Annotated in this window: 19 protein-coding genes; 5 read left to right on the top strand and 14 right to left on the bottom strand. The window is 61.0% G+C overall.

Annotated elements, in window-relative coordinates; genetic code table 11:
* Nucleotides 1-44 precede the first annotated feature (44 nt).
* The 12 genes from NKI50_RS20050 to NKI50_RS19995 all read right to left on the bottom strand — a co-directional run bounded on the left by NKI50_RS20050 (nucleotide 45) and on the right by NKI50_RS19995 (nucleotide 12371).
* On the bottom strand, nucleotides 45-350 hold the full coding sequence (locus tag NKI50_RS20050) for a hypothetical protein (RefSeq protein WP_023718986.1): 306 nt from the start codon (nucleotides 348-350) through the stop codon (nucleotides 45-47).
* 147 nt (nucleotides 351-497) lie between these two features.
* Nucleotides 498-1190 carry a response regulator transcription factor gene (locus NKI50_RS20045; protein ID WP_023718987.1) on the bottom strand — a complete coding sequence of 231 codons (693 nt, stop codon included), beginning with the start codon at nucleotides 1188-1190 and terminating at the stop codon, nucleotides 498-500.
* Nucleotides 1187-3925: a DUF4118 domain-containing protein gene (locus NKI50_RS20040; RefSeq protein ID WP_352717393.1), complete on the bottom strand. Its 2739-nt coding sequence runs from the start codon at nucleotides 3923-3925 to the stop codon at nucleotides 1187-1189. The genes NKI50_RS20045 and NKI50_RS20040 overlap by 4 nt, the downstream gene beginning before the upstream one ends.
* 52 nt (nucleotides 3926-3977) lie before the next feature.
* Nucleotides 3978-4547, bottom strand: coding sequence for a potassium-transporting ATPase subunit KdpC (kdpC, locus tag NKI50_RS20035; protein ID WP_352642209.1), 570 nt, complete (start codon nucleotides 4545-4547; stop codon nucleotides 3978-3980).
* Nucleotides 4548-4559: 12 nt separating this feature from the next.
* Nucleotides 4560-6653 (bottom strand): potassium-transporting ATPase subunit KdpB, encoded by a 2094-nt coding sequence (kdpB, locus tag NKI50_RS20030; RefSeq protein ID WP_352717391.1) that lies wholly within the window; start codon nucleotides 6651-6653, stop codon nucleotides 4560-4562.
* Between the two features lie 221 nt (nucleotides 6654-6874).
* Nucleotides 6875-8578, bottom strand: coding sequence for a potassium-transporting ATPase subunit KdpA (gene kdpA / locus NKI50_RS20025; protein ID WP_352642207.1), 1704 nt, complete (start codon nucleotides 8576-8578; stop codon nucleotides 6875-6877).
* 25 nt (nucleotides 8579-8603) lie between these two features.
* The gene (locus NKI50_RS20020) at nucleotides 8604-8693 is read right to left on the bottom strand and encodes a K(+)-transporting ATPase subunit F (RefSeq protein ID WP_023675300.1); all 90 of its coding nucleotides are present in this window, start codon (nucleotides 8691-8693) and stop codon (nucleotides 8604-8606) included.
* A 335-nt stretch (nucleotides 8694-9028) separates the two neighbouring features.
* Nucleotides 9029-10510, bottom strand: a complete 1482-nt coding sequence (locus tag NKI50_RS20015; protein ID WP_352642205.1) for a hypothetical protein — start codon at nucleotides 10508-10510, stop codon at nucleotides 9029-9031.
* Between the two features lie 161 nt (nucleotides 10511-10671).
* Entirely contained in the window at nucleotides 10672-10854 is a 183-nt protein-coding gene (locus NKI50_RS20010; RefSeq protein ID WP_036244723.1) for a hypothetical protein, read from the bottom strand.
* Nucleotides 10854-11042, bottom strand: coding sequence for a DUF3606 domain-containing protein (locus NKI50_RS20005; protein WP_023718995.1), 189 nt, complete (start codon nucleotides 11040-11042; stop codon nucleotides 10854-10856). The genes NKI50_RS20010 and NKI50_RS20005 overlap by 1 nt, the downstream gene beginning before the upstream one ends.
* Before the next feature lie 255 nt (nucleotides 11043-11297).
* Complete coding sequence (locus NKI50_RS20000) at nucleotides 11298-11528, bottom strand: hypothetical protein (RefSeq protein ID WP_023718996.1); 231 nt, start codon at nucleotides 11526-11528, stop codon at nucleotides 11298-11300.
* Between the two features lie 408 nt (nucleotides 11529-11936).
* Complete coding sequence (locus NKI50_RS19995) at nucleotides 11937-12371, bottom strand: DUF3597 domain-containing protein (protein WP_352483570.1); 435 nt, start codon at nucleotides 12369-12371, stop codon at nucleotides 11937-11939.
* A gap of 319 nt (nucleotides 12372-12690) precedes the next feature.
* Here NKI50_RS19995 and NKI50_RS19990 point away from each other — a divergent pair, with 319 nt between their 5' ends.
* The 4 genes from NKI50_RS19990 (at nucleotide 12691) to NKI50_RS19975 (ending at nucleotide 15240) form a co-directional block, all read left to right on the top strand.
* Nucleotides 12691-13116, top strand: a complete 426-nt coding sequence (locus NKI50_RS19990; protein ID WP_031194003.1) for a cupin domain-containing protein — start codon at nucleotides 12691-12693, stop codon at nucleotides 13114-13116.
* 120 nt (nucleotides 13117-13236) lie between these two features.
* Complete coding sequence (locus tag NKI50_RS19985) at nucleotides 13237-13845, top strand: YdeI/OmpD-associated family protein (RefSeq protein WP_023718999.1); 609 nt, start codon at nucleotides 13237-13239, stop codon at nucleotides 13843-13845.
* 443 nt (nucleotides 13846-14288) lie between these two features.
* A complete protein-coding gene (locus NKI50_RS19980) occupies nucleotides 14289-14561 on the top strand; it encodes a hypothetical protein (protein ID WP_031194005.1) in 273 nt (90 codons plus the stop codon).
* A 271-nt stretch (nucleotides 14562-14832) separates the two neighbouring features.
* A complete protein-coding gene (locus NKI50_RS19975; RefSeq protein WP_023719001.1) occupies nucleotides 14833-15240 on the top strand; it encodes a heme-copper oxidase family protein in 408 nt (135 codons plus the stop codon).
* Nucleotides 15241-15659: 419 nt separating this feature from the next.
* On the opposite strand, the gene NKI50_RS19970 is transcribed toward NKI50_RS19975, so the two are convergent.
* Nucleotides 15660-16148 carry a GNAT family N-acetyltransferase gene (locus NKI50_RS19970; RefSeq protein ID WP_352548339.1) on the bottom strand — a complete coding sequence of 163 codons (489 nt, stop codon included), beginning with the start codon at nucleotides 16146-16148 and terminating at the stop codon, nucleotides 15660-15662.
* Nucleotides 16149-16361: 213 nt separating this feature from the next.
* On the opposite strand from NKI50_RS19970, the gene NKI50_RS19965 reads away from it, so the two are divergent.
* Nucleotides 16362-17774 carry a DUF6538 domain-containing protein gene (locus NKI50_RS19965; protein WP_352717387.1) on the top strand — a complete coding sequence of 471 codons (1413 nt, stop codon included), beginning with the start codon at nucleotides 16362-16364 and terminating at the stop codon, nucleotides 17772-17774.
* On the opposite strand, the gene NKI50_RS19960 is transcribed toward NKI50_RS19965, so the two are convergent.
* The gene (locus NKI50_RS19960) at nucleotides 17743-18525 is read right to left on the bottom strand and encodes a TIGR02391 family protein (RefSeq protein WP_352717385.1); all 783 of its coding nucleotides are present in this window, start codon (nucleotides 18523-18525) and stop codon (nucleotides 17743-17745) included. The genes NKI50_RS19965 and NKI50_RS19960 overlap by 32 nt on opposite strands.
* Nucleotides 18526-18800 lie beyond the last annotated feature (275 nt).

Below are 18800 nucleotides of genomic sequence, written 5' to 3'. Positions count from 1 at the left end.
CGGCGGCATCCAAGCATAATAAGTCGGCTAAATAAATGAAAACGTTAGCGGCAAGTGCTGACAAAGCCGCTCCCTGACGGCAGCAACTGACAAGTCGGCTTCATCTGCGGCACCACCTGCGGTTGGGGCGCCGGGATTTGGCGGTCCTGCGCACGGTATTGCTGTTGCTGCTGCTGATATTGCTGCCGCTGCAGCCTGTTCTCCAGCATCTGCAACTGGTTTTGCTGGATCAATGCGTTGCGGTCGGCGGGGCTGACGATCTGTGCCGATGCGGCAGGATTTACGCCCGACAGCATCACCGTTGCCAGCATTGCCGACCCTAAAAACGTCAATAGACGAAGCTGTGACATTCATTAATTCCCGCACAAAACCGACCTCAGATTAATATAGGGGTTTTGCCCGGCGATGCCATGGCCGCCGCTGATTCGCGGCGAATTGCTACGTCGTCCTGCCGGCTTTGAGGAGGCATTGCGGTACGCGAGGCTGGCTCTCCCATTTCACTCGACTTCGCGCAGCCGATATCCGACGCCGGTCTCGGTGGTGATATAACGGGGCTGGTCGGGCATCTTTTCGATCTTTTGCCTGAGTTGCCGGACATAGACCCTGAGATATTGAACGTCGGTGGAATCGCCCCAGACCTGCTTCAGCAGGAATTGGTGGGTGAGAACCTTGCCGGCGTGCTGTACGAGGATGCGGAGGATGTCGTATTCCTTCGGCGAGAGCTTTATCTCCTTGTCCTCGACCTTGACGATGCGCTTCACCAGATCGACGGAGAGGTCGCCGGTGTGGAACACCGGTTTCTCACCCTGCTGCTGGAACTTGTGGCGCAGCGCCACGCGGATGCGTGCCACAAGCTCGTTCATACCGAACGGCTTGGTGACATAATCGTCGGCGCCGAGTTCGAGGGCCGAGACGATGCCGGCCTCATCAGTGCGGCTCGAAAGAATAACCACGGGAATGTCCAGGCCATCATCCCGCCATTTGCGCAGCAGCTCATGCCCGCTCATGCCGGGCAGGCCGAGATCGAGGAGGACCAGGTCCGGCTTTTCCGTCTCCATGAGTTCAATCGCCGCGCTGGCGTTCGGCGCCTCGCTGATCGCATAGCCTTGGCTGCCGAGCCCGACGCGAAGCAGTTTCCGGATCGGCGGCTCGTCGTCGACCACCAATATCCTGACGTCCAAATTCGTCATGACAGGTGGTCCATGTTTCGATCGTCAGCATCGGGTTCACCGACATCGGGGAGTTCTGCCGGCACCGGCATTCTTATAGTGAAAACCGCGCCCGAGCGGTCGGTCCTGTTCGCCGCCGAGAGCGTCCCGCCCATCGCTTCGATGAAGCCGCGGCAAATCGACAATCCGAGCCCGGTGCCGGCACGCACCTGGTCACCCTTGCGCACACGGTAGAAAGTGTCGAAAACGCGCTCCAGGTCCGCTGGCGGAATGCCTGGTCCCTCATCCATGATCTGCAGGATGACGCTGCCATTGTCGGCCCAGGCCTGCAGGCGGATCGTCGAACCTGGCGGCGCGTATTTTGCAGCATTGTCGAGGAGATTGAACAGCACCTGCTCGAACAGAACGGGGTCGAGCCGCAACATCGGCAGATCCGATGGAATATCGGTCTCGGTCTTATGCTCGCCGACGATTTTGCGGGCCCGATGCAGGGCTGAGCCGACAATGTCGCCGACATAGTGGAATGCATAATTCGGCTCCATCGTGCCGGATTCTATCTTGGTCATGTCGAGCAGATTGGCGATGAAGCGGTTCAGCCTTTCCGATTCATCAAGCACGGTCGACAGCAGTTCCGCCCGGTCCTGCTCGGGCAGTGCGGCCTCGAAGTCCCTGAGTGTTCCGGCCGCGCCCATGATGGCGGCAAGCGGCGTTTTCAAATCGTGGGAAATGGAGGTGAGCAAGGCCGAGCGCAGACGGTCTGCCTCGGCCGCAAGCTTGGCCCGGTCAACATCGGCGACGAGCTGGATGCGCTCGATGGCGACCGCCGCCTGGTCGGCGAGCGCATCGAGCAGACGTTGCTGCTCGGGTGTCAGCAGCGGACCTTGCTTGTCGTTGTCGAGGCCGACGACGCCCACCGCCGTGCGTCCGGTCCGCAAGGGCAGATAGAGGCGTTTTGCTCCGGGCAGCGTGTCGGCGCCGCGCCCGGCGGCGCGGTTATGCTCCCACGCCCAGCGGGCTGCTGCGCTGTCGGCCTCGGCCAGCGTGTCGCCGGGTGGGTAGCCGGCTTTGACCGCGATTGTGCCGTCCTCGGGCAAAAGCAGCACTACGCGCAGCTTCAGCATCAAGGCGATCTGGAAGGCAGTGGCCCATAGCACGTCGTCCAGGGTACCGGCGCCGGCGAGCTTCTTTGAAAACTGATAGATGTCTTCCGTGGCGCGCGCCCGTGAGCTGGCAGCGATCGCTTGACGCTGCACCCGCGCCGTCAGATTGCTGGCGATAACGGCGACAACAAGGAAGACGGCAAGCGCAACGATGCTCTCCGGATCCCTGATCGTCAGTGTGTAGCGCGGCTCTAGGAAAAAGTAGTTGAATGCAAGGGCGCTGACGACACAGGCGTACAACGCTGGCCAGAGCCCGCCCATTACAGCCGATGTGAGCACCGCCAGCAGAAAGACAATGGCCAGATTGCGAACGTCGAGAAACTGGTCGAGAACAGTGCTGAAGGCCAGCGAGCCCATGACATAGGCTGTAGCTAGCAGGTAGGGCCTAACCTGAAACTGCTTCTGCGCGGTTGCCGCGCTGACATTTTTCGAGGGTGCGTCGGTGCCCTGGTCGGTTCCCGAAATTACATGGACGCTGATGTTGCCGGCGTCGCGGATGAGATCATAGGTGAGCGAGCCTTCGATCAATTCGCGCCAGCGTGATCGGGTCGGCCTGCCGATCACGATATGGGTGAAGTTGTTCGCCGTCGCATGGCGAACGATGTCTTGCGCGACATTCTGACCCGGAATGGTCGTCACCTCGGCACCGAGCTGCTCGGCAAGGCGCAACTGCGTCGCCAGCCGATCCTTGTCCTCCTCGGGCATGGCGGCTGAGCGAGGGGTGTCCACATGAAGCGCCGTCCAGGGGGCACGGAGGCGGTCGGCCAGCCTGCACGCATAGCGTATGCGAGCCGCTCCGCCAGGACGCGCGTCGACGCAGACGAGAACCCTTTCTCCGGCCGCCCACGGTCCCGGGATCGCGTGTGCCTGCATATGGTTGAGCAACTGCTCATCGACCCGCTGGGCGGTGCGGCGAAGCGCCAACTCCCTGAGCGCCGTCAGATTGCCCGGCGAGAAATAGTTCTCGATGGCGCGCTGGGCGGTGTTGGGGAAGTAGACCTTGCCTTCCTCCAGCCGCTTGATCAGGTCGTCGGGGGTGAGGTCGATGATCTCGACATCGTCGGCTTGATCGATGATGGAGTCGGGGACGGTTTCACGCACCCTGACGCGTGTGATCTGGGCCACGACGTCGTTCAGGCTTTCGACGTGCTGGATGTTCAGTGTCGTGTAGACATCGATCCCGTGCGTCAGGATTTCCTGGACGTCGAGGTAGCGCTTGGGGTGGCGGCTGCCGGCGACGTTGGTGTGGGCGAGTTCGTCGACCAGAACCAGCGCCGGGCGCCGGGCGAGGATGGCGTCGAGATCCATCTCCTCGAGAATGCGCCCCTTGTAGTCGATCTCAAGGCGAGGAATGACCTCGTAGCCTTCGACCAGCGTCTGCGTCTCCTTGCGACCATGCGTCTCGACGATGCCGATCACCACGTCGATCCCGTCGGCCAGCCTGGCGCGGCCTGACATCAGCATCTCGTAGGTCTTGCCGACACCGGGAGCGGCGCCGAGAAATATCCTCAGGCGACCTCGCACCTCCCGCTCGGCATGCTCAAGCAGCGCGTCGGGAGAGGGCCTGGTTTCGGCGGTGCGGCTGTCGTCTGGCATTAGGATCAATCATGAACGGCGCCGGCTTCGGTGTCGATCCCGGCGCCCGCCATCATTGTTTCGTGGCATCGTCCAGCGCAAGGTTGAGGGCCAGCACATTGACCACCGGCTCGCCTATAAAGCCCAATTCGCGATCCTCGACATGGCTGTCGACAAGCGATTTGATCCTGGATTCATCGACGTTCCTGGCCCTGGCCACCCTGGTGACCTGAAAATAGGCCGCATCGGGGCTGATATGCGGATCGAGGCCGCTGCCGGACGTGGTGACCAGATCCATCGGCACCGGCTGGTTCGGGTTTTCGGCCCTCAACTTTTCGGCGTCGCTCTTGATACGGTCGATCAGCTTCGGGTTAGTCGGGCCGAGATTTGAGCCGCCCGAGGCGGCGGCATTGTAACCGTCGCCGGCAGCTGACGGACGGCCATGGAAGTAGCGATCGCCGGTGAAAGTCTGGCCGATCAGCTCGGAACCGATGACCTTGCCGTTCCTCTCGATCAGGCTGCCATTGGCCTGGCCCGGAAACAGCGCCTGGGCAATGCCGGTCATGCCGATCGGATAGACCAAACCCGTCAGAACGGAGAAGAAGACGATCATGACGATAGCGGGCCTGATTTGATTGAGCATCGACGTGGTTCCTTATGCGAGACCGAGAGCAGTGATGGCCATGTCGATCACCTTGATGCCGACGAAGGGGACGATGACGCCGCCAAGGCCGTAGACAAGAAGGTTGCGGCTGAGCAGCGCACCGGCGCCGACCGCGCGGTATTTGACGCCCCTCAGCGACAGCGGGATCAGTGCAATGATGATCAGCGCGTTGAAGATGATGGCCGAGAGGATAGCGCTCTGCGGCGTCGCCAGATGCATGACATTGAGCGCTTGCAGCGGCCCGGCGGTCTGGCCCGGGGCGATGTAGAAGACGGCGAATATTGCCGGGATAATGGCAAAATACTTGGCCACGTCGTTGGCTATGGAGAAAGTGGTCAGCGAGCCACGCGTCATCAGCAGCGCCTTGCCGATTTCGACGATCTCGATCAGCTTGGTCGGATCGCTGTCGAGATCAACCATGTTGCCGGCCTCGCGCGCCGCGACCGTACCGGTGTTCATGGCGACGCCGACATCGGCCTGCGCAAGGGCCGGCGCGTCGTTGGTGCCGTCGCCGCACATGGCGACCAGCTTGCCCTTGGCCTGCTCGTCGCGGATCAGCTTCAGCCTGTCCTCGGGCGTCGCCTGGGCAAGGAAATCGTCGACGCCGGCTTCCGCCGCGATCGCCGCCGCGGTCATCGGATTGTCGCCGGTGATCATCACCGTGCGGATACCCATGCGGCGCAATTCGGCAAAACGCTCGCTGATGCCGCCCTTGACGATGTCCTTCAGATGGACGACGCCGAGCAGGCGCCCGTCGCGCTCGACCGCCAGCGGTGTGCCACCGGATTTGGCGATCTCGTCGGCGATCGCCTGGAGGTCGCGGACTGTGTCGCTGCCGGGCCGAGTACCGCCCGTGGCAACGGTCGAGAGGTTGACGTGGGCGAGCACCGCATCGACGGCGCCTTTGCGGACCGAGGAGCTCTCCAGATCGACGCCGCTCATGCGGGTTTGCGCGGTGAAGGGCACGAAAGTCGCGTGCAAGCTTGCCATGTCGCGGGCGCGGATGGCGTATTTCTCCTTCGCCAGCACGACAATCGAGCGGCCTTCCGGTGTTTCGTCGGCAAGCGAAGCAAGCTGGGCGGCGTCGGCCAGTTCCTGTTCGGTGACGCCCCTCACCGGACGGAACGCCGTCGCCTGGCGGTTGCCCAGCGTGATGGTTCCGGTCTTGTCGAGCAGCAGCGTGTCGACGTCGCCGGCCGCTTCGACGGCGCGGCCCGACATGGCCAGTACATTGAAGCGCACCAGGCGGTCCATGCCGGCAATGCCGATGGCCGACAGCAGCGCGCCGATCGTGGTCGGGATCAAGGTGACGAACAGGGCGACCAGCACCGTCACCGAGATATAGCCGCCCGAATAGGAGGCAAAGCTTGGGATTGTAGCGGTGGCCAGCACGAAGATCAGAGTCATGCCGACGAGCAGGATGTTGAGCGCGATCTCGTTGGGTGTCTTCTGGCGCTCGGCGCCCTCGACCAACGAGATCATGCGGTCGAGGAACGTATGGCCGGCAGCCGCGGTGATGCGCACGCGGATCCAGTCGGACAAGACCTGCGTGCCGCCGGTCACCGCCGAACGGTCACCGCCGGATTCGCGGATGACCGGTGCGGATTCGCCGGTGATCGCCGCCTCGTTGACCGAAGCCACGCCTTCGACCACCTCGCCGTCCGAGGGGATGATGTCGCCGGCTTCGACGAGCACGATGTCGCCGACCTTCAGGCTGGTGCCGGGCACCAGCTTGAACTTGCTCCGATCGCCGCCGGTCAACAGCTTGGCCTGCGTCTCGGTGCGCGCCCGGCGCAGCGAGTCTGCTTGCGCCTTGCCGCGGCCTTCGGCCACCGCTTCGGCGAAATTGGCGAAAAGCACGGTGAACCACAGCCAGATGATGATCTGCAGCGTGAAGCCGAGATCACCGCCGCCGGTAACGAGATCCTTGACGAACAGCACGGTGGTGAGCGCCGAGACGACGGCGACGACGAACATCACCGGGTTTCGCACCAAGGTGCGCGGGTTCAGTTTTCTGAAGGAACCGCCGATAGCGGGCCACAGGATGCGGGTATCGATGATGCTCACGGATTTCGACTGGCTCATTTGGTGGCTCCAGTGTCGATGTTGTTGACCGGTCGATCGTGTGCCGAACGAAGGTGCGGCGGCCCGTAAGCCAGCAGCCAGATCATGATCAAGGCTGCCGCAATAGCGAGGAATGTGGACAGGGTCGGGAAAGGAGGGGGCGTTTTCTCCCCCTCCGGCTCGGAACGATGCCGGACCTTTCGAGACATGATCTTGAACCTGGGCATGGCCGTTTCAGCGTTTCAGAAGGTCTGACCGTTGATCATGGCCAGGTGCTCGACGATCGGTCCGACCGCGAGGGCCGGGAAGAAAGTCAGGCCACCGACGATCAGGATGACACCGACCAGCAGCCCGACGAAGAGCGGCCCGTCGGTCGGGAAGGTGCCGGCGGAGGCAGGGACGGTCTTCTTCGCCACCAGCGAGCCAGCAATCGCCAGCGCCGGAATAATGACCAGGAAGCGGCCCATCAGCATGCCGATGCCGAGCGTCATATTGTACCAGGGCGTGTTGCCGCTGAGGCCGCCAAAGGCGGAGCCATTGTTCGCCGCGGCCGAGGTGTAGGCATAGAGGACTTCGGAGAAACCGTGCGGGCCGGTGTTGGCGATGGAAGCAACACCGGTCGGCAGCACCACCGCGATAGCGGTGAAGATCAGCATTGCCAGCGGCAGGCAGAGGACGGCAAGCATCGCCATCTTGACCTCCTTGGCCTCGATCTTCTTGCCGAGATATTCGGGCGTGCGTCCGACCATCAGCCCGGCAACGAAGACGGCGATCACGATGAACATCAGGATACCGTAGAAGCCGGCCCCGACGCCGCCGACAATGACCTCGCCGAGCTGCATGTTGATGATGGGGATCATGCCGCCGAGTGCGGTGAAGCTGTCATGCATGGCGTTGACCGCGCCGCAGGACGCGGCGGTGGTGATGACGGCAAACAGTGCCGACAGAGCGATGCCGAAGCGGCTTTCCTTGCCCTCCATGTTGCCGCCGTCGATGCCCAGCGCATGGACGAGCGGATTGCCGGCGGCCTCGGCCCAGTAGCAGACGGCAACGCCGGCGATGAACAGCACGCCCATCGCCGACAGAATTGCCCAGCCCTGGCGCTGGTTGCCGACCATGCGACCGAAGACATTGGTTAGCGCCGCGCCGAAGGCGAAGATCGTCACCATCTGGATCAGGTTCGAGATCGCGTCGGGATTTTCGAAGGGATGCGCTGCATTGGCGTTGAAGAAGCCGCCGCCATTGGTGCCGAGCATCTTGATGGCAACCTGCGAAGCGACCGGCCCGACCGCGATCGTCTGTTGCGCGCCTTCCAGCGTCGTCGCGTTGACGTAAGCACCAACCGTCTGCGGCATACCGAGATAGACATAGACAAGCGTCAACACGATGCAGAACGGCACAAGCAGATAGAGCGTGCAGCGGGTCATATCGACCCAGAAATTGCCGATCGATTTGCCTGAGGCTCTAGCAAAACCGCGGATCAGTGCGACCGCGATGGCGATGCCGGTCGCGGCCGACAGAAAGTTCTGCAGGGTCAAGCCGGCCATCTGCACGAGATAGGACATCGTGCTTTCGCCGCCGTAGTTCTGCCAGTTGGTGTTGGTCATGAAGCTGGCGGCGGTGTTGAAGGCAAGCCCAGGTTCGACGGCGGTCATGCCGGCCGGATTGTAGGGCAGGCCGCCTTGCAGCCGCTGCAGGAAATAGAGCACCAGGAAGCCGGCCAGGTTAACGAACAGCAGGGCCGCCGCATAGGAGGTCCAGTGCTGCTCCTCGCGCTCGCTGGTCCCGGACATACGGTAGAGCCCGCGCTCGAGCGGGGCCAGAATTGGCGACAGGAATGTGCGCTCGCCGCTGAAAACGCGATGCATGTAGCCGCCGAGCGGCTTGGCCAGCAAAACGACGATCCCGCAATAGACGAGGATCTGCAGCCATCCGTTGATTGTCATGGGGTTGGCTCCTTGCCAGCGGAGATCAGAAGCGTTCCGGGCGAACGAGGGCGTATGTCAGGTAAGCGAGAAGGAACAGGGTCACGGCGCCGCCGAGGATATAGTCGAAGAGCATGTTTCGATCCCCTAAACTTACAGCCCGTCGCAGGCTTTGATGTAACCGAAGCATAGAGCAAAGAACGAGATTCCTATCCCGACAACAATGATGTCCATCGTGCAATTTCCTATATTGAGTTTGTTCTTTTCAACTTGGACAAAACTGTCCAAGCCCGCTCACCGCTTCACATCGGCGGCCGGATACATCGCTCTGCCGAATATGGATCAAAGTGCCATAAAGGTTCGAGACGGGACGCGGAGCAAAGAAATCAAAATCCCATAAGGATTTCGCCGCCTCGGCGCTGGCCACAGCTTCAGGGGGAGGTGCGCACCGGCGCGCGAAGCTGCCGGGGATCAGTCTGCGCGGGTATAGATCAGAGCGTAATCGTCCGCATAGGCCCGCTTCCAGCCCAGTTCGTCGAAGAACGGAATGCGGCTGTCGTCGGCGGTCAACAATGCCCAGCCTATCGCATATTTCTCGAGCTGGGCTTTCAGGATCGGCTTGCCCCGGCTGTGCCCAGTCTGCTCATCCGTTTCCGTAAAGCCGTTCAGGAAGAGCTGATCCGCCCGGCCGTCGATAAACGTCTTGATGCCATGGAAAATCAGCGTGCCGCCGAAATTGTAGGAATTCAGCAGATTGCCTGACAGATTATGGGCTTGGGCGAAGGCCAGCGCATCCCTCGCCGAAGTCTTCTGGCTCGGCACGACCGGATAGGCCAGGAAGACCGCGGCCGCCAAAACCAGCAAAACGGCAAGTCCAGCGCAAATTCTGGAAAATTGCCGCGCGAAAAATTGTTCAAGTCCGTCGCGCTTTTCCGCGGCCCATGTAGGGGCTGAAAGCGCTGGATATTGTTGCGCAACCTCGACGGCAAGGACGACCGGGACAAGAAGAAAGAACAGGTACATGAACCGTATGTGGGTGAGATAGACGTGCAAGGTGAAGACAAGGAACAGCGCCTTGGCCCAGCCAATACGCAATCTCGACGCGAGCAGCCCGAAAAACGCCACCAGCAGGGCCACCTCCTGGAGGGTATGCCGCGAGGCGTCGAAGGGTTGCCACTCCGCAATGTAAGGCACCGCCTCATTGCCATAGGCCACGGTGAATGTGGCGAGTATGGCCTTGACGCCATAGGGATTGAGCAGGCTGACCAGCGGGCAAAGCAGCCCGACAGCGATCCACTTGGCCAGCAGCCGGGGGTTCGACAAGCGCGTGCGCATGACGAGATCGAGGCCGGCGAAGGCGGCGATAATGAAACCGAAGGTGAAGGTGGCATGGAGATTGGCCCACAGGCAAAGCAGCGCCAGCAGCCATAGAGGCGGCGCTTTCTCGTTGCGTGCGGCTTGGAAAAGACCGGCGGTCCAGACGACGATAATGGGCAAGGTAAAGATGTGGGGTCGGGCGACATAGATTGGCCCGATCAAGAGCGCGAGCACCAGTGTCAGTGCTATCGCCAGCGTCGGCTTCAACGACGCGCTGAGATACCACGACGTCAAGAAGGCCGTCAGCGCGATTACCGCAGTCGCCAGCAGTACCACGCCGTTCCAGCCGCCGGCTTCGAAGGCAAGGGCAAGGAGAACCTGGCTAAGCCATTCCTTGGCGATCCATGGCTGGCCGGCAAAAGTGTAGGAGTAAATGTCGACGGAGGGGAATGTGCGGCTTGCCAGCATATCCATGCCGACCTTGATGTGCCACCAGCTATCGGGATCCTGCAGGAGGGAGGTGGCAAAGGCGAGGAGCGCCGTCGCCATCACGACGGCCGCCAGCAGGCAAAACACCAGCCTCACATGCCGTATGTCGTCTATCGACGGCCTCGCCTCACCAGACATCCCGCGCATATGGCATCCCTGAGCCGCGATAGCGGAAGGGATAGCCCGAATTTGTTAGAAAACCGATAAGCTGCAGGATTGCGGCCACAACCCTGTGCCGCGCGTCTAACCGGCTGGGCACGTTGAGCAGCGACTACTAAGTTGCGGGTGAGGGGCAGACCTCCGGCCGTTCAGCCCTCGGCCTTGAAGTTCTTGGCTTCCTTCTCGACTTTCGGGCTGTCCTTGCCGTGCTTGCGCATCAGATCCTTCGCCTGCTTCGGCGAAACGTCGGTGGTTTCGGCCAGGTGCAGAGCCTTCTTTTCGTCCGGATCGCGCGTCTTGCGGTCGGCCATTGCGGTTTTCTTGTTAGCCATTACGACGCTCTTATGCTCTCGGCGATTTCGTTCAGCACCTTGCGGTCGGTGCCGTGGCGCTTGATCAGCGTGCGTGCCTGATCAGGGGTAATGCCCGCTTCCTCGGCGAAATGACGTACCTCATAGTCTTCGCCGCCCGCCACTCGTGAGCGGTCGCGACTGTCGGTCCTGGTTTTGTCGTCGGCCATGGCAGCTCTCCTCATCTCAACGAGAGCATAACGGGCAAGATTTCAGCGAGTTCCTTCGAGCGTGTCGCCCAGTTGCCTACCCTCGGGCATGACCCGACATGAGCGGCGGTTTTTGCTCAAAGCAAGGGCACGGCGCCAGGCTGGCCTTCGCGCACAAAAAGGCTCGCTTCCTTGGCCGCACCAGTAAATTTCCGCCGCGCGCTGCCAACCGCCCGCCACTGCTCCTGGGCGCAGCCTGGTATTCGTTGCGGATTGCTAAGGGTAGCGATGGTCGAACACGACCCCCATGGTCCTACCAACGGCCGTCATGACGATAATCTCGACCAGATCGTCGTCACTGTCACCGCAGGCCGGGGCCGTCCGGCGAACGATGTCCAGCATCGCCCTCGTCGATATGGTGTCGCCGGCGCCGAATCTTGAAAGCGCAGATGAAACAAGCTCTTGGGCCGTCAAGTCGGCGACAGTCACCCTCTGCACCACGTTCATTGGCTTCCTCCCACCATGAACCCTCTCCCGCGAGAATGATACGCCGAACGTCGGGTTTCGCCAGCGAAATGGTGGTCCTACCAGCGCGCGGGGCAGCGACCGAAATCGTCGGTTTTGCGTGAGGCAATCCGGGCGCGAGGCGGCAGCACTTTTGTGCCATGCGACTTCGCCACAGACCCATCCCGGCGGCCGGGATGGGTCTCAATTTATTTACTTGGCAGTTTGATTGCTTGGCAGTCGGGTCTGCTCGGTTGCGGTCGAAGTCAGCGCAGCAAGAACCACGGTGCGGGCAGGACCAGGACGGTTCTTCGTTTCACGGAACGCCGAACCGGTCTGTCTTTTTTGTTTGACGCAATTCCGGATGGAAAACCGTTCACACGTTTTCCTGGAATTGCTTGTCTTATGACTCTAGGCGGCCAGATCGCTCGGAAGCTTGCCGCCATTCTCGACCAGCTTTTTCATCAGTGCATCATGCAGCCACAGATTCATCGTTACGGTGTCGTTCATGTCGCCGGTGTAGTTCAGCTCGTGAGCAAGCTCCTTGCGGGCGCCGAGGCTGCTATCGATATTCAGAGCCTTCATCAGGTCGACGATCGAATTCTTCCAGTTGAGCTTTTGCCCTTTCGCGGCCACCGCCTTGTCGAGAATGGCAGCGATGTCAGGAGCAGAGGACGGCGCGGATGGCGTTGCCGGAGCCGGGGTTGCAGCCGGGTCGGGTCGGGTAGGCGCCGTCGGCTGGGTGGCCGTGCTCGAAGCAGGCGCGGGAGACGGTTGCGCCGGCGGCGCTTCGGCCGCAACCGCGTTTCCGAAAATCGCACCTTTGATACTGTCGAAAATGCCCATTGCTATCTCCTGGGTTGCCTTCACGGTGTGTTGCCTTGACGGTCGGTGAGGCGACCGTTGCCGAATTCGCATTGAGCGCCCTGGTTGTACCGGACCACGAACGCAACGCAGGGGCAACTCCAAACTGGCTGAAAGGTAAAGGCTTGGTTGCATGGTGAAATCGGCTCAGTGATACGATCCCAGAGTAGAATGGTCAGATCGCGGCACGACAAATAGTTACGCGCAATGGGCGAGGAAACGGTTGGCAGCCAGTTTTGCTGACGCAGACCAGAAAAATCATCTAGATTCGTGTTCGCCATTCGCTGAGAGGAACGAAGCCATGACAGCAGTCGTCGCATCCGACAGGCTCGAACGTTCGCTGGTTTGGGCAGAGGACGATCCGTCGGTCAAATGGGCCGGCGCTTTCGCGGTTTACGGCGGGCACGGCACCACCCAGTCCTCAGTCATTGTCTACGAGATCGAGCCCGGCAAGCGGCTCGGCTGGCACACCGACGCCACCGAGGAGACGCAATACATCATCGCCGGCACCGGCGAGCTGCACATCGAGGGCGGCAGCATCCACCCGGTCAGGCCCGGCAGCGTCCTGGTACTTCCGACGCCGGTCCGGCACGACCTCGTCAACACCGGCACCGAAACCCTGCGCGCCGTCGCTTTCTTTGCGGCGGCGATGTTCACGCAGACATTCGACGACGTCATGCTGCCGCCGAAATCCCATGTCCTCGGCACGCCCAATCGCGCAGGCTGAACGCGTGCCAGCGGGAATCATCCGGCCTGCCGATTGCGGACTTGGAGCTGAGATGAGCGCGCGCGCGGCCGGCAAGCGGTTCGGCGTCGTTACGCGCCTGTGTCACGGGCGGACCGGCTGATGGCGCCCGTCAAGGTCGACCCGGCCAAGGTGCGCGAGTTCAGGGATGCCGAAAGCTTCCATGCCTGGCTTGGCGAGCATCACGACAGCGAGGACGAAGTCTGGATCAAGATCCATAAGCGCGATTCGGGGCTGCCGTCGATCACGCCGAAGCAAGCCATCGACGTGGCGTTATGCTGGGGCTGGATCGATGCGGTGCGCAAGGCCCTGGACGGCAAAAGCTATTTGCAGCGTTATACCCCGCGCGGCAAGAAGAGCACCTGGAGCCAGATCAACGTCGACAATGTCGCCCGGCTGATCGAGGAGGGCCGGATGACCGAGCATGGGCTGAGGCAGGCCGAGGCAGCCAAGGCCGACGGCCGCTGGGCGCGCGCCTATAGGAGCGGCAAGGAGATGAAGATCCCCGACGACCTCCAGGCGGCAATAGACGCCGAGCCCAAGGCGAAAGAGATGCTGGCGAAGCTCAGCGAGCAAAACCGCTTCGCGCTCGCCTTCCGCACCCACAACATGAAGACCGAAGCCGGACGCAAGAAGAAGATCGCGGCGTTCGTGGAGATGCTGAAGCGCGGCGAGACCATCCATCCGCAACGAAAACGCGATTCTGGCTGAACATTCTGACCGCGCTTGTCTCCGGCATCTTGTGCTTGTCCCGAATGCGGCCGGATCGCTGCTCAGCCTTCGATCCTGGCGATGTCGCCGACGATTGTTTTCGGCGAGCGTCGCCTGACATTTCGACAACATCTCTCATTCGTTTGATCGATGCAGGAACAAAGCTCCGTCCTCACAGTCGGTATGGTATATTAGCAGACGCTGTTATGAGGTTTTTGCCCGTTCAGGAGCCGACTGGCACGTGGGCCGTGTTTGATGCGACCGTGGACGTGCCTGCGGATTTCGCGGGCAGTTGCCTTATCGGCTTGCCGCGGGAGCGGGCGGAGTGGCTCGCAGCAAGAGCCAATCGAGATGCTGCAAAAGGCACTTCGACTTGGCGGTTGTCAGCTGCCGGACCGGCAAAAGCCGCGGTTCTTAGACTTAGACCGTTAGGAGAGATTTCGATGATGCACGAACAGGTAATGGAAGCTGCGTTGGCAGCCAGAAATCAGGAAGTGGATATTTGTGGTGTCTTCGACATCACCAACAAAACCGATGCGCCAATTGGCTCTCGCCGATTGGGCGAGGCTATCCACTTTGTCGCCAATGCACCTATCGTTGGCTATGATGTTCACGCCGCCGTCATCCGATATGGCCCACTCGGAACCCCCAGCCTCAGAGCAACAGATTGCACACAGCTGTGGGAGAAGTTTGGCGAGGCCTTGCTGCAACACTGACAGGCTGACCTTTGGCGCGTATGGCACCACCATCGTGCAGGACACTTCCCTTGTGAGAACGACGTGGAAGCCTGGCGGGTGATATTGCAATCAAATTAGCGTGAGCGCATATTTTTTACCGGCTGGACTCGCAACCGGCCAGTCTCGGTGGCCGGCCGCCAACGGGCCGTCAGGCCGCCAACAAATGGTTCGGCAGGCCCGACGGTCCCCCTTGGCAAGGTCGCCGGAAACAAAGCATGATGCGGCGGCAAAACGGGTTTGGGAGAATGACATGCCTAAGGTTTCGGAGCTCTTTTTCAAGACAGCCATCGTCTTTCTTATTCTGGGAATTGCAGCTGGCCTGCAGATGGCAATTTCAGGCGATCACGGCGCGTTTCCGGCTCACGCGCACATCAACCTGCTGGGATGGGTCACCAGTGCAATATTCGGCGGCTATTATGCGCTGAACCCGGCGAAGGCTGCCCGCAGGACGGCGATGATCCACTATGGCGTCTACAATCTCGGCCTGGTCGTGATGTTGCCGGCGCTTTACCTGATGCTGCAGGGAAATCCGGCGCTCGAGCCGATCGTCGCCACCGGCTCAATGATTGTCGCTGTCGCCGTGCTGATCTTTGCCTTCGTGGTTTTCTCCGGCGAAACAGAGCGCTCGGTCTCGGGAATACAAGCGGTTCCGCGCTAGACGCGTAGCGACACTAACGAACCTGTCGAAGCCCGCGCTCTGGTGGAGCGCGGGTCGTTCGGCTTGTGGGCTGATCTGGGGTAAGGGGTGCGGCGCAGATGGAGCCGCTCAGTAGCGATCCTTCGCGCCCTCTGCAAATTACGAATTACGGTGACAGTGCACCATCTTCTTTTTCCCGCCTGTCGCGTTTCCCAATTTCACTGCTCTTTCCGGTTTGCTCGGCAATCACGGTCGAGAAGTGCTTCGCTGCCCATCGGTTGCGCGACATCGGCGGCGCGGTAATGCAAGTCGAGCCATGCGTTCAATTTACGCACAGCGACAGCCGAGCAAACATGACAAATAGTGCACTGTCACCGTAATTCTGTCGCCGTAATTCAAAGTGCACTGTCACCGTAATTCAAACGTCCGCTTGCTGACCCTTAGCTGACTCTCACAAGCTTCTTGCAAAGTGCAATGTTGTACGGAACGCATCCTTGCGACCCAAAGAAATGCCGCGCGTCGAGATTGGCTGCCCAGATGCCCATAGCAATTTCGTCGATACCTTCGCAAGCAGCTCGCTGTTCAACATGGCACATCAAAGCTGCGGCAACTCCACGACGACGAGCTTCCGGCATAACCGAGATGTGGTGCACATAGATCAGGGGCCGAGGGAAAGTGAACGGCGTTTCTGGCAGCGACTGAATTTCAAACCAGACGTAGCCGACTGGAGCGCGATCAATCTCAGCAATCGCGATCGAGCTCTTCGGATCAGCCAGCCTCGCTGCGAAGAATGTCCTCACCGCAGACGGATCGGCTGCCTGTTTGAAAACGTCTGGATGCAATTCAGCATGGAGACTCTGAACCACCTGATTGAGCCGAACGAGCGCGTCAAAGTCTGCCTCCGAGGCAGCCCGGATTTCCACTGACATTGAGACACCTCCCCGTTTGTAGACGACGCTGCGACGGTGATGTCTTTCTGTCAGCGAACGTCGGTCTTCCACCCATCTCGGCCATTGGCGGAGTTTTGACCCTAGTGATTAGTAGGCTGGTTAGTAGGCTACTAACCGAACCTTACCAAACGCCCCGAAAATAAAGGGTTTCTCGGGATTAGCTGGCGGAGAGAGCGGGACACTCTCCTCCAGATGCCTAGACCCCTTGCGGCTCTTGACTTCCGCCTCCTTGAGGCCCAGCAGTGGGGCACCAGAGTGGGGCACCGGGTCAGAGTGGCAAACCAAAGGCAATATCTCGAATGGCACGGACAGCAATGGCGAGTCCGCGTGAAGGTTCCCGCCAAAGTGCGCGACTTGATCGGGCGGGGCAAGCTCACATTCCCGCTCCACACCTCGGACCTCAGTGATGCGGATGCCCGCAAGTGGCCCATAGTGGCCAGGCTCAAGGAGGTCATCATGGCAGCCAGCCGAGCGCTGGCCTCCAATGATCCGCTTGAGGCCGAGGCGCTGAAGTTCCGCCTCACGAAAGACGACGAGGCGACCCAATACTTTCTCCATAACCGAGCCACCCAGGTCGAGGCGGCTGAAGGGTTCGCCCGCGCCCAGGCATTCTACGGTCTAGCCAGCGGAGAGATCACGCCACTGGATCACCATGCGGACGCTTTCCTGGCGCACCAGGGCTACAGGCAGAAATCCGAGGGCGACTTCCGCAGGGTTCTGGTTTGGCTCACGACATGGCTACGGGATAGCAACTTGCCGGTGGCCCTTGAAGGCGTTTCCAGGATCGAGGCCGGGCGCTTCATCACGGAGAGCCTTGTGGTCGGCAGGGGTGCGCAGAAGGCCGCCGCGTATCTAGGGTTCATCCGACAGTACTGGACGTGGCTGCGGGACAAGGGACACCTCACCGCCGACAACCCTTGGGCTGGCCAGACCCTGCCGGCTCCGCCCAGGCGACAACGCGAAGCCGACCCGGACCGGGGTAAGCGTCCCTTCACGGATGACGAAGTGGTCTCGCTCCTGGCTGGTGACGCCGGGCCGCTTCTCAACGATATGATGCGGGTGGGTGCCTTGAGCGGCATGCGGGTCGAGGAGATGTGCCAACTGTTTGTCTCGGATTGTGTCGGAGAGGCCTTCAACGTATGGGCCGGTAAGACCGACAACGCCCGCCGAACGGTGCCAATCCACAGCGACCTGGTCGGGATCGTCAAGCGCCGCATCGAAAGTAAGAAGCCGGGCGACTTCCTGTTCGAAGAACTCCCGCCAACCCCAAAGTCACGCGAGACGCGATCGGACCCAGCCATCAAGCGGTTCACCCGGTATCGTCGGGACATCGGGGTGGACGAGCGGCCGAACGACAAGGCCAAGAGCAACGTGGACTTCCACTCGTTCCGCCGCTGGTTTGTCCGTAAGGTCCGCAATGCGAAACTCGCGGGTGACTCGGGGTTTGACGAATGGACGCTGACCTGGGTGGTCGGGCATACCGACAGCGACCGGGCGAAGAGCCTCGACCTTAGCCAGCACGGTTACGCGGGGCAGGACCCGGAGAAGTCAAAGAAGGCCTTGGTGGAGGCCGTCAAGTTGCCTGTGAGGCAGGCTGTCCTGTAGCCATCAGCGCTGCTGTTCTAGCATCCACGATCCGCAGAAGATGGTTGGCCAGCATCACCACCTCCATTGCCTCAACGGGATCATCCAAGGCCACATCGCGGTGCGATTGCGGGTTCTTGTAGAGGCCAATTGCGCCCGCAAACAGGTTCACCACTGCTTCCCGCTCGCTCGTCTGGATGCTCTTGTCGGTCAGTCGGCCGGACTCTGGATTAAAGGCCTTGCGCACAAGGGAGACCCCCACATCGTTATCCGACAGTGCGGCTGCGGCGCGAACGGCGACTTCAACAGCTTTCATGGCCTGAAATACCGCCACGTCGTACTCTCCCCGAAGGAAGGCAGCCCAGACCGTGTCGGCAATTGCCTGGTGCAGATACTCTTTCCGTAGGAATCGTGTGGCGGAGAATTGTTGGAAGTCGCGCTTGTCCTTAATTTTGGACGCCCTTCGGCTAAGCTTCCTCCATCCGTTTTGGCCATTCGTTCCCGAGGCAGGGATCAGGAGCCCTTGGACCTCAAGCCACACCCAAGCCTCCGTAATCGCCTGCTCGACTTCCTCGCGACGTGACAGTGGAATCGCGCTCTGCCCACTGTTTCCCACAGTGAAAAGTGAGCTGAGAATGTTCGTCATCGCGACCATGTTCATGCCGCTGTTGGCTATCGAGGGGAGCGCCATAAGCAAGGACGCCGCAAGCTCCTCCGGTTCCATTGTGACTAGGAGGTCTACGTCGGGAAGCATTTGGGCAGCATGAGACATGCCTTGAACTCCTCAGGTCGAAATGAACATTGTGTCCTCACTAGGCCGGGGTCTACGATATTTCAATTGATAGGGCTTCCTTACCGGATCGCCCGCTGGGGTCGATCACCCGAGTGCTCCTATTTGCGTGGCGGCGGGCGGACTTCCCCCCTGGGGGGTAGGCCACCTCCAGCGCCTCGGCCTGCGGCCTCCACCTCCAGCGCCTCGGCCTGCGGCCTCCACCTCCAGCGCCTCGGCCTGCGGCCTCCACCTCCAGCGCCTCGGCCTGCGGCCTC

It is taken from the genome of Mesorhizobium sp. M0563 (assembly GCF_040321065.1).
Classification (GTDB): domain Bacteria; phylum Pseudomonadota; class Alphaproteobacteria; order Rhizobiales; family Rhizobiaceae; genus Mesorhizobium.
The sequence above is the reverse complement of the archived record's forward strand: the minus strand, read 5'-3'. Positions and strand labels throughout refer to the sequence as shown.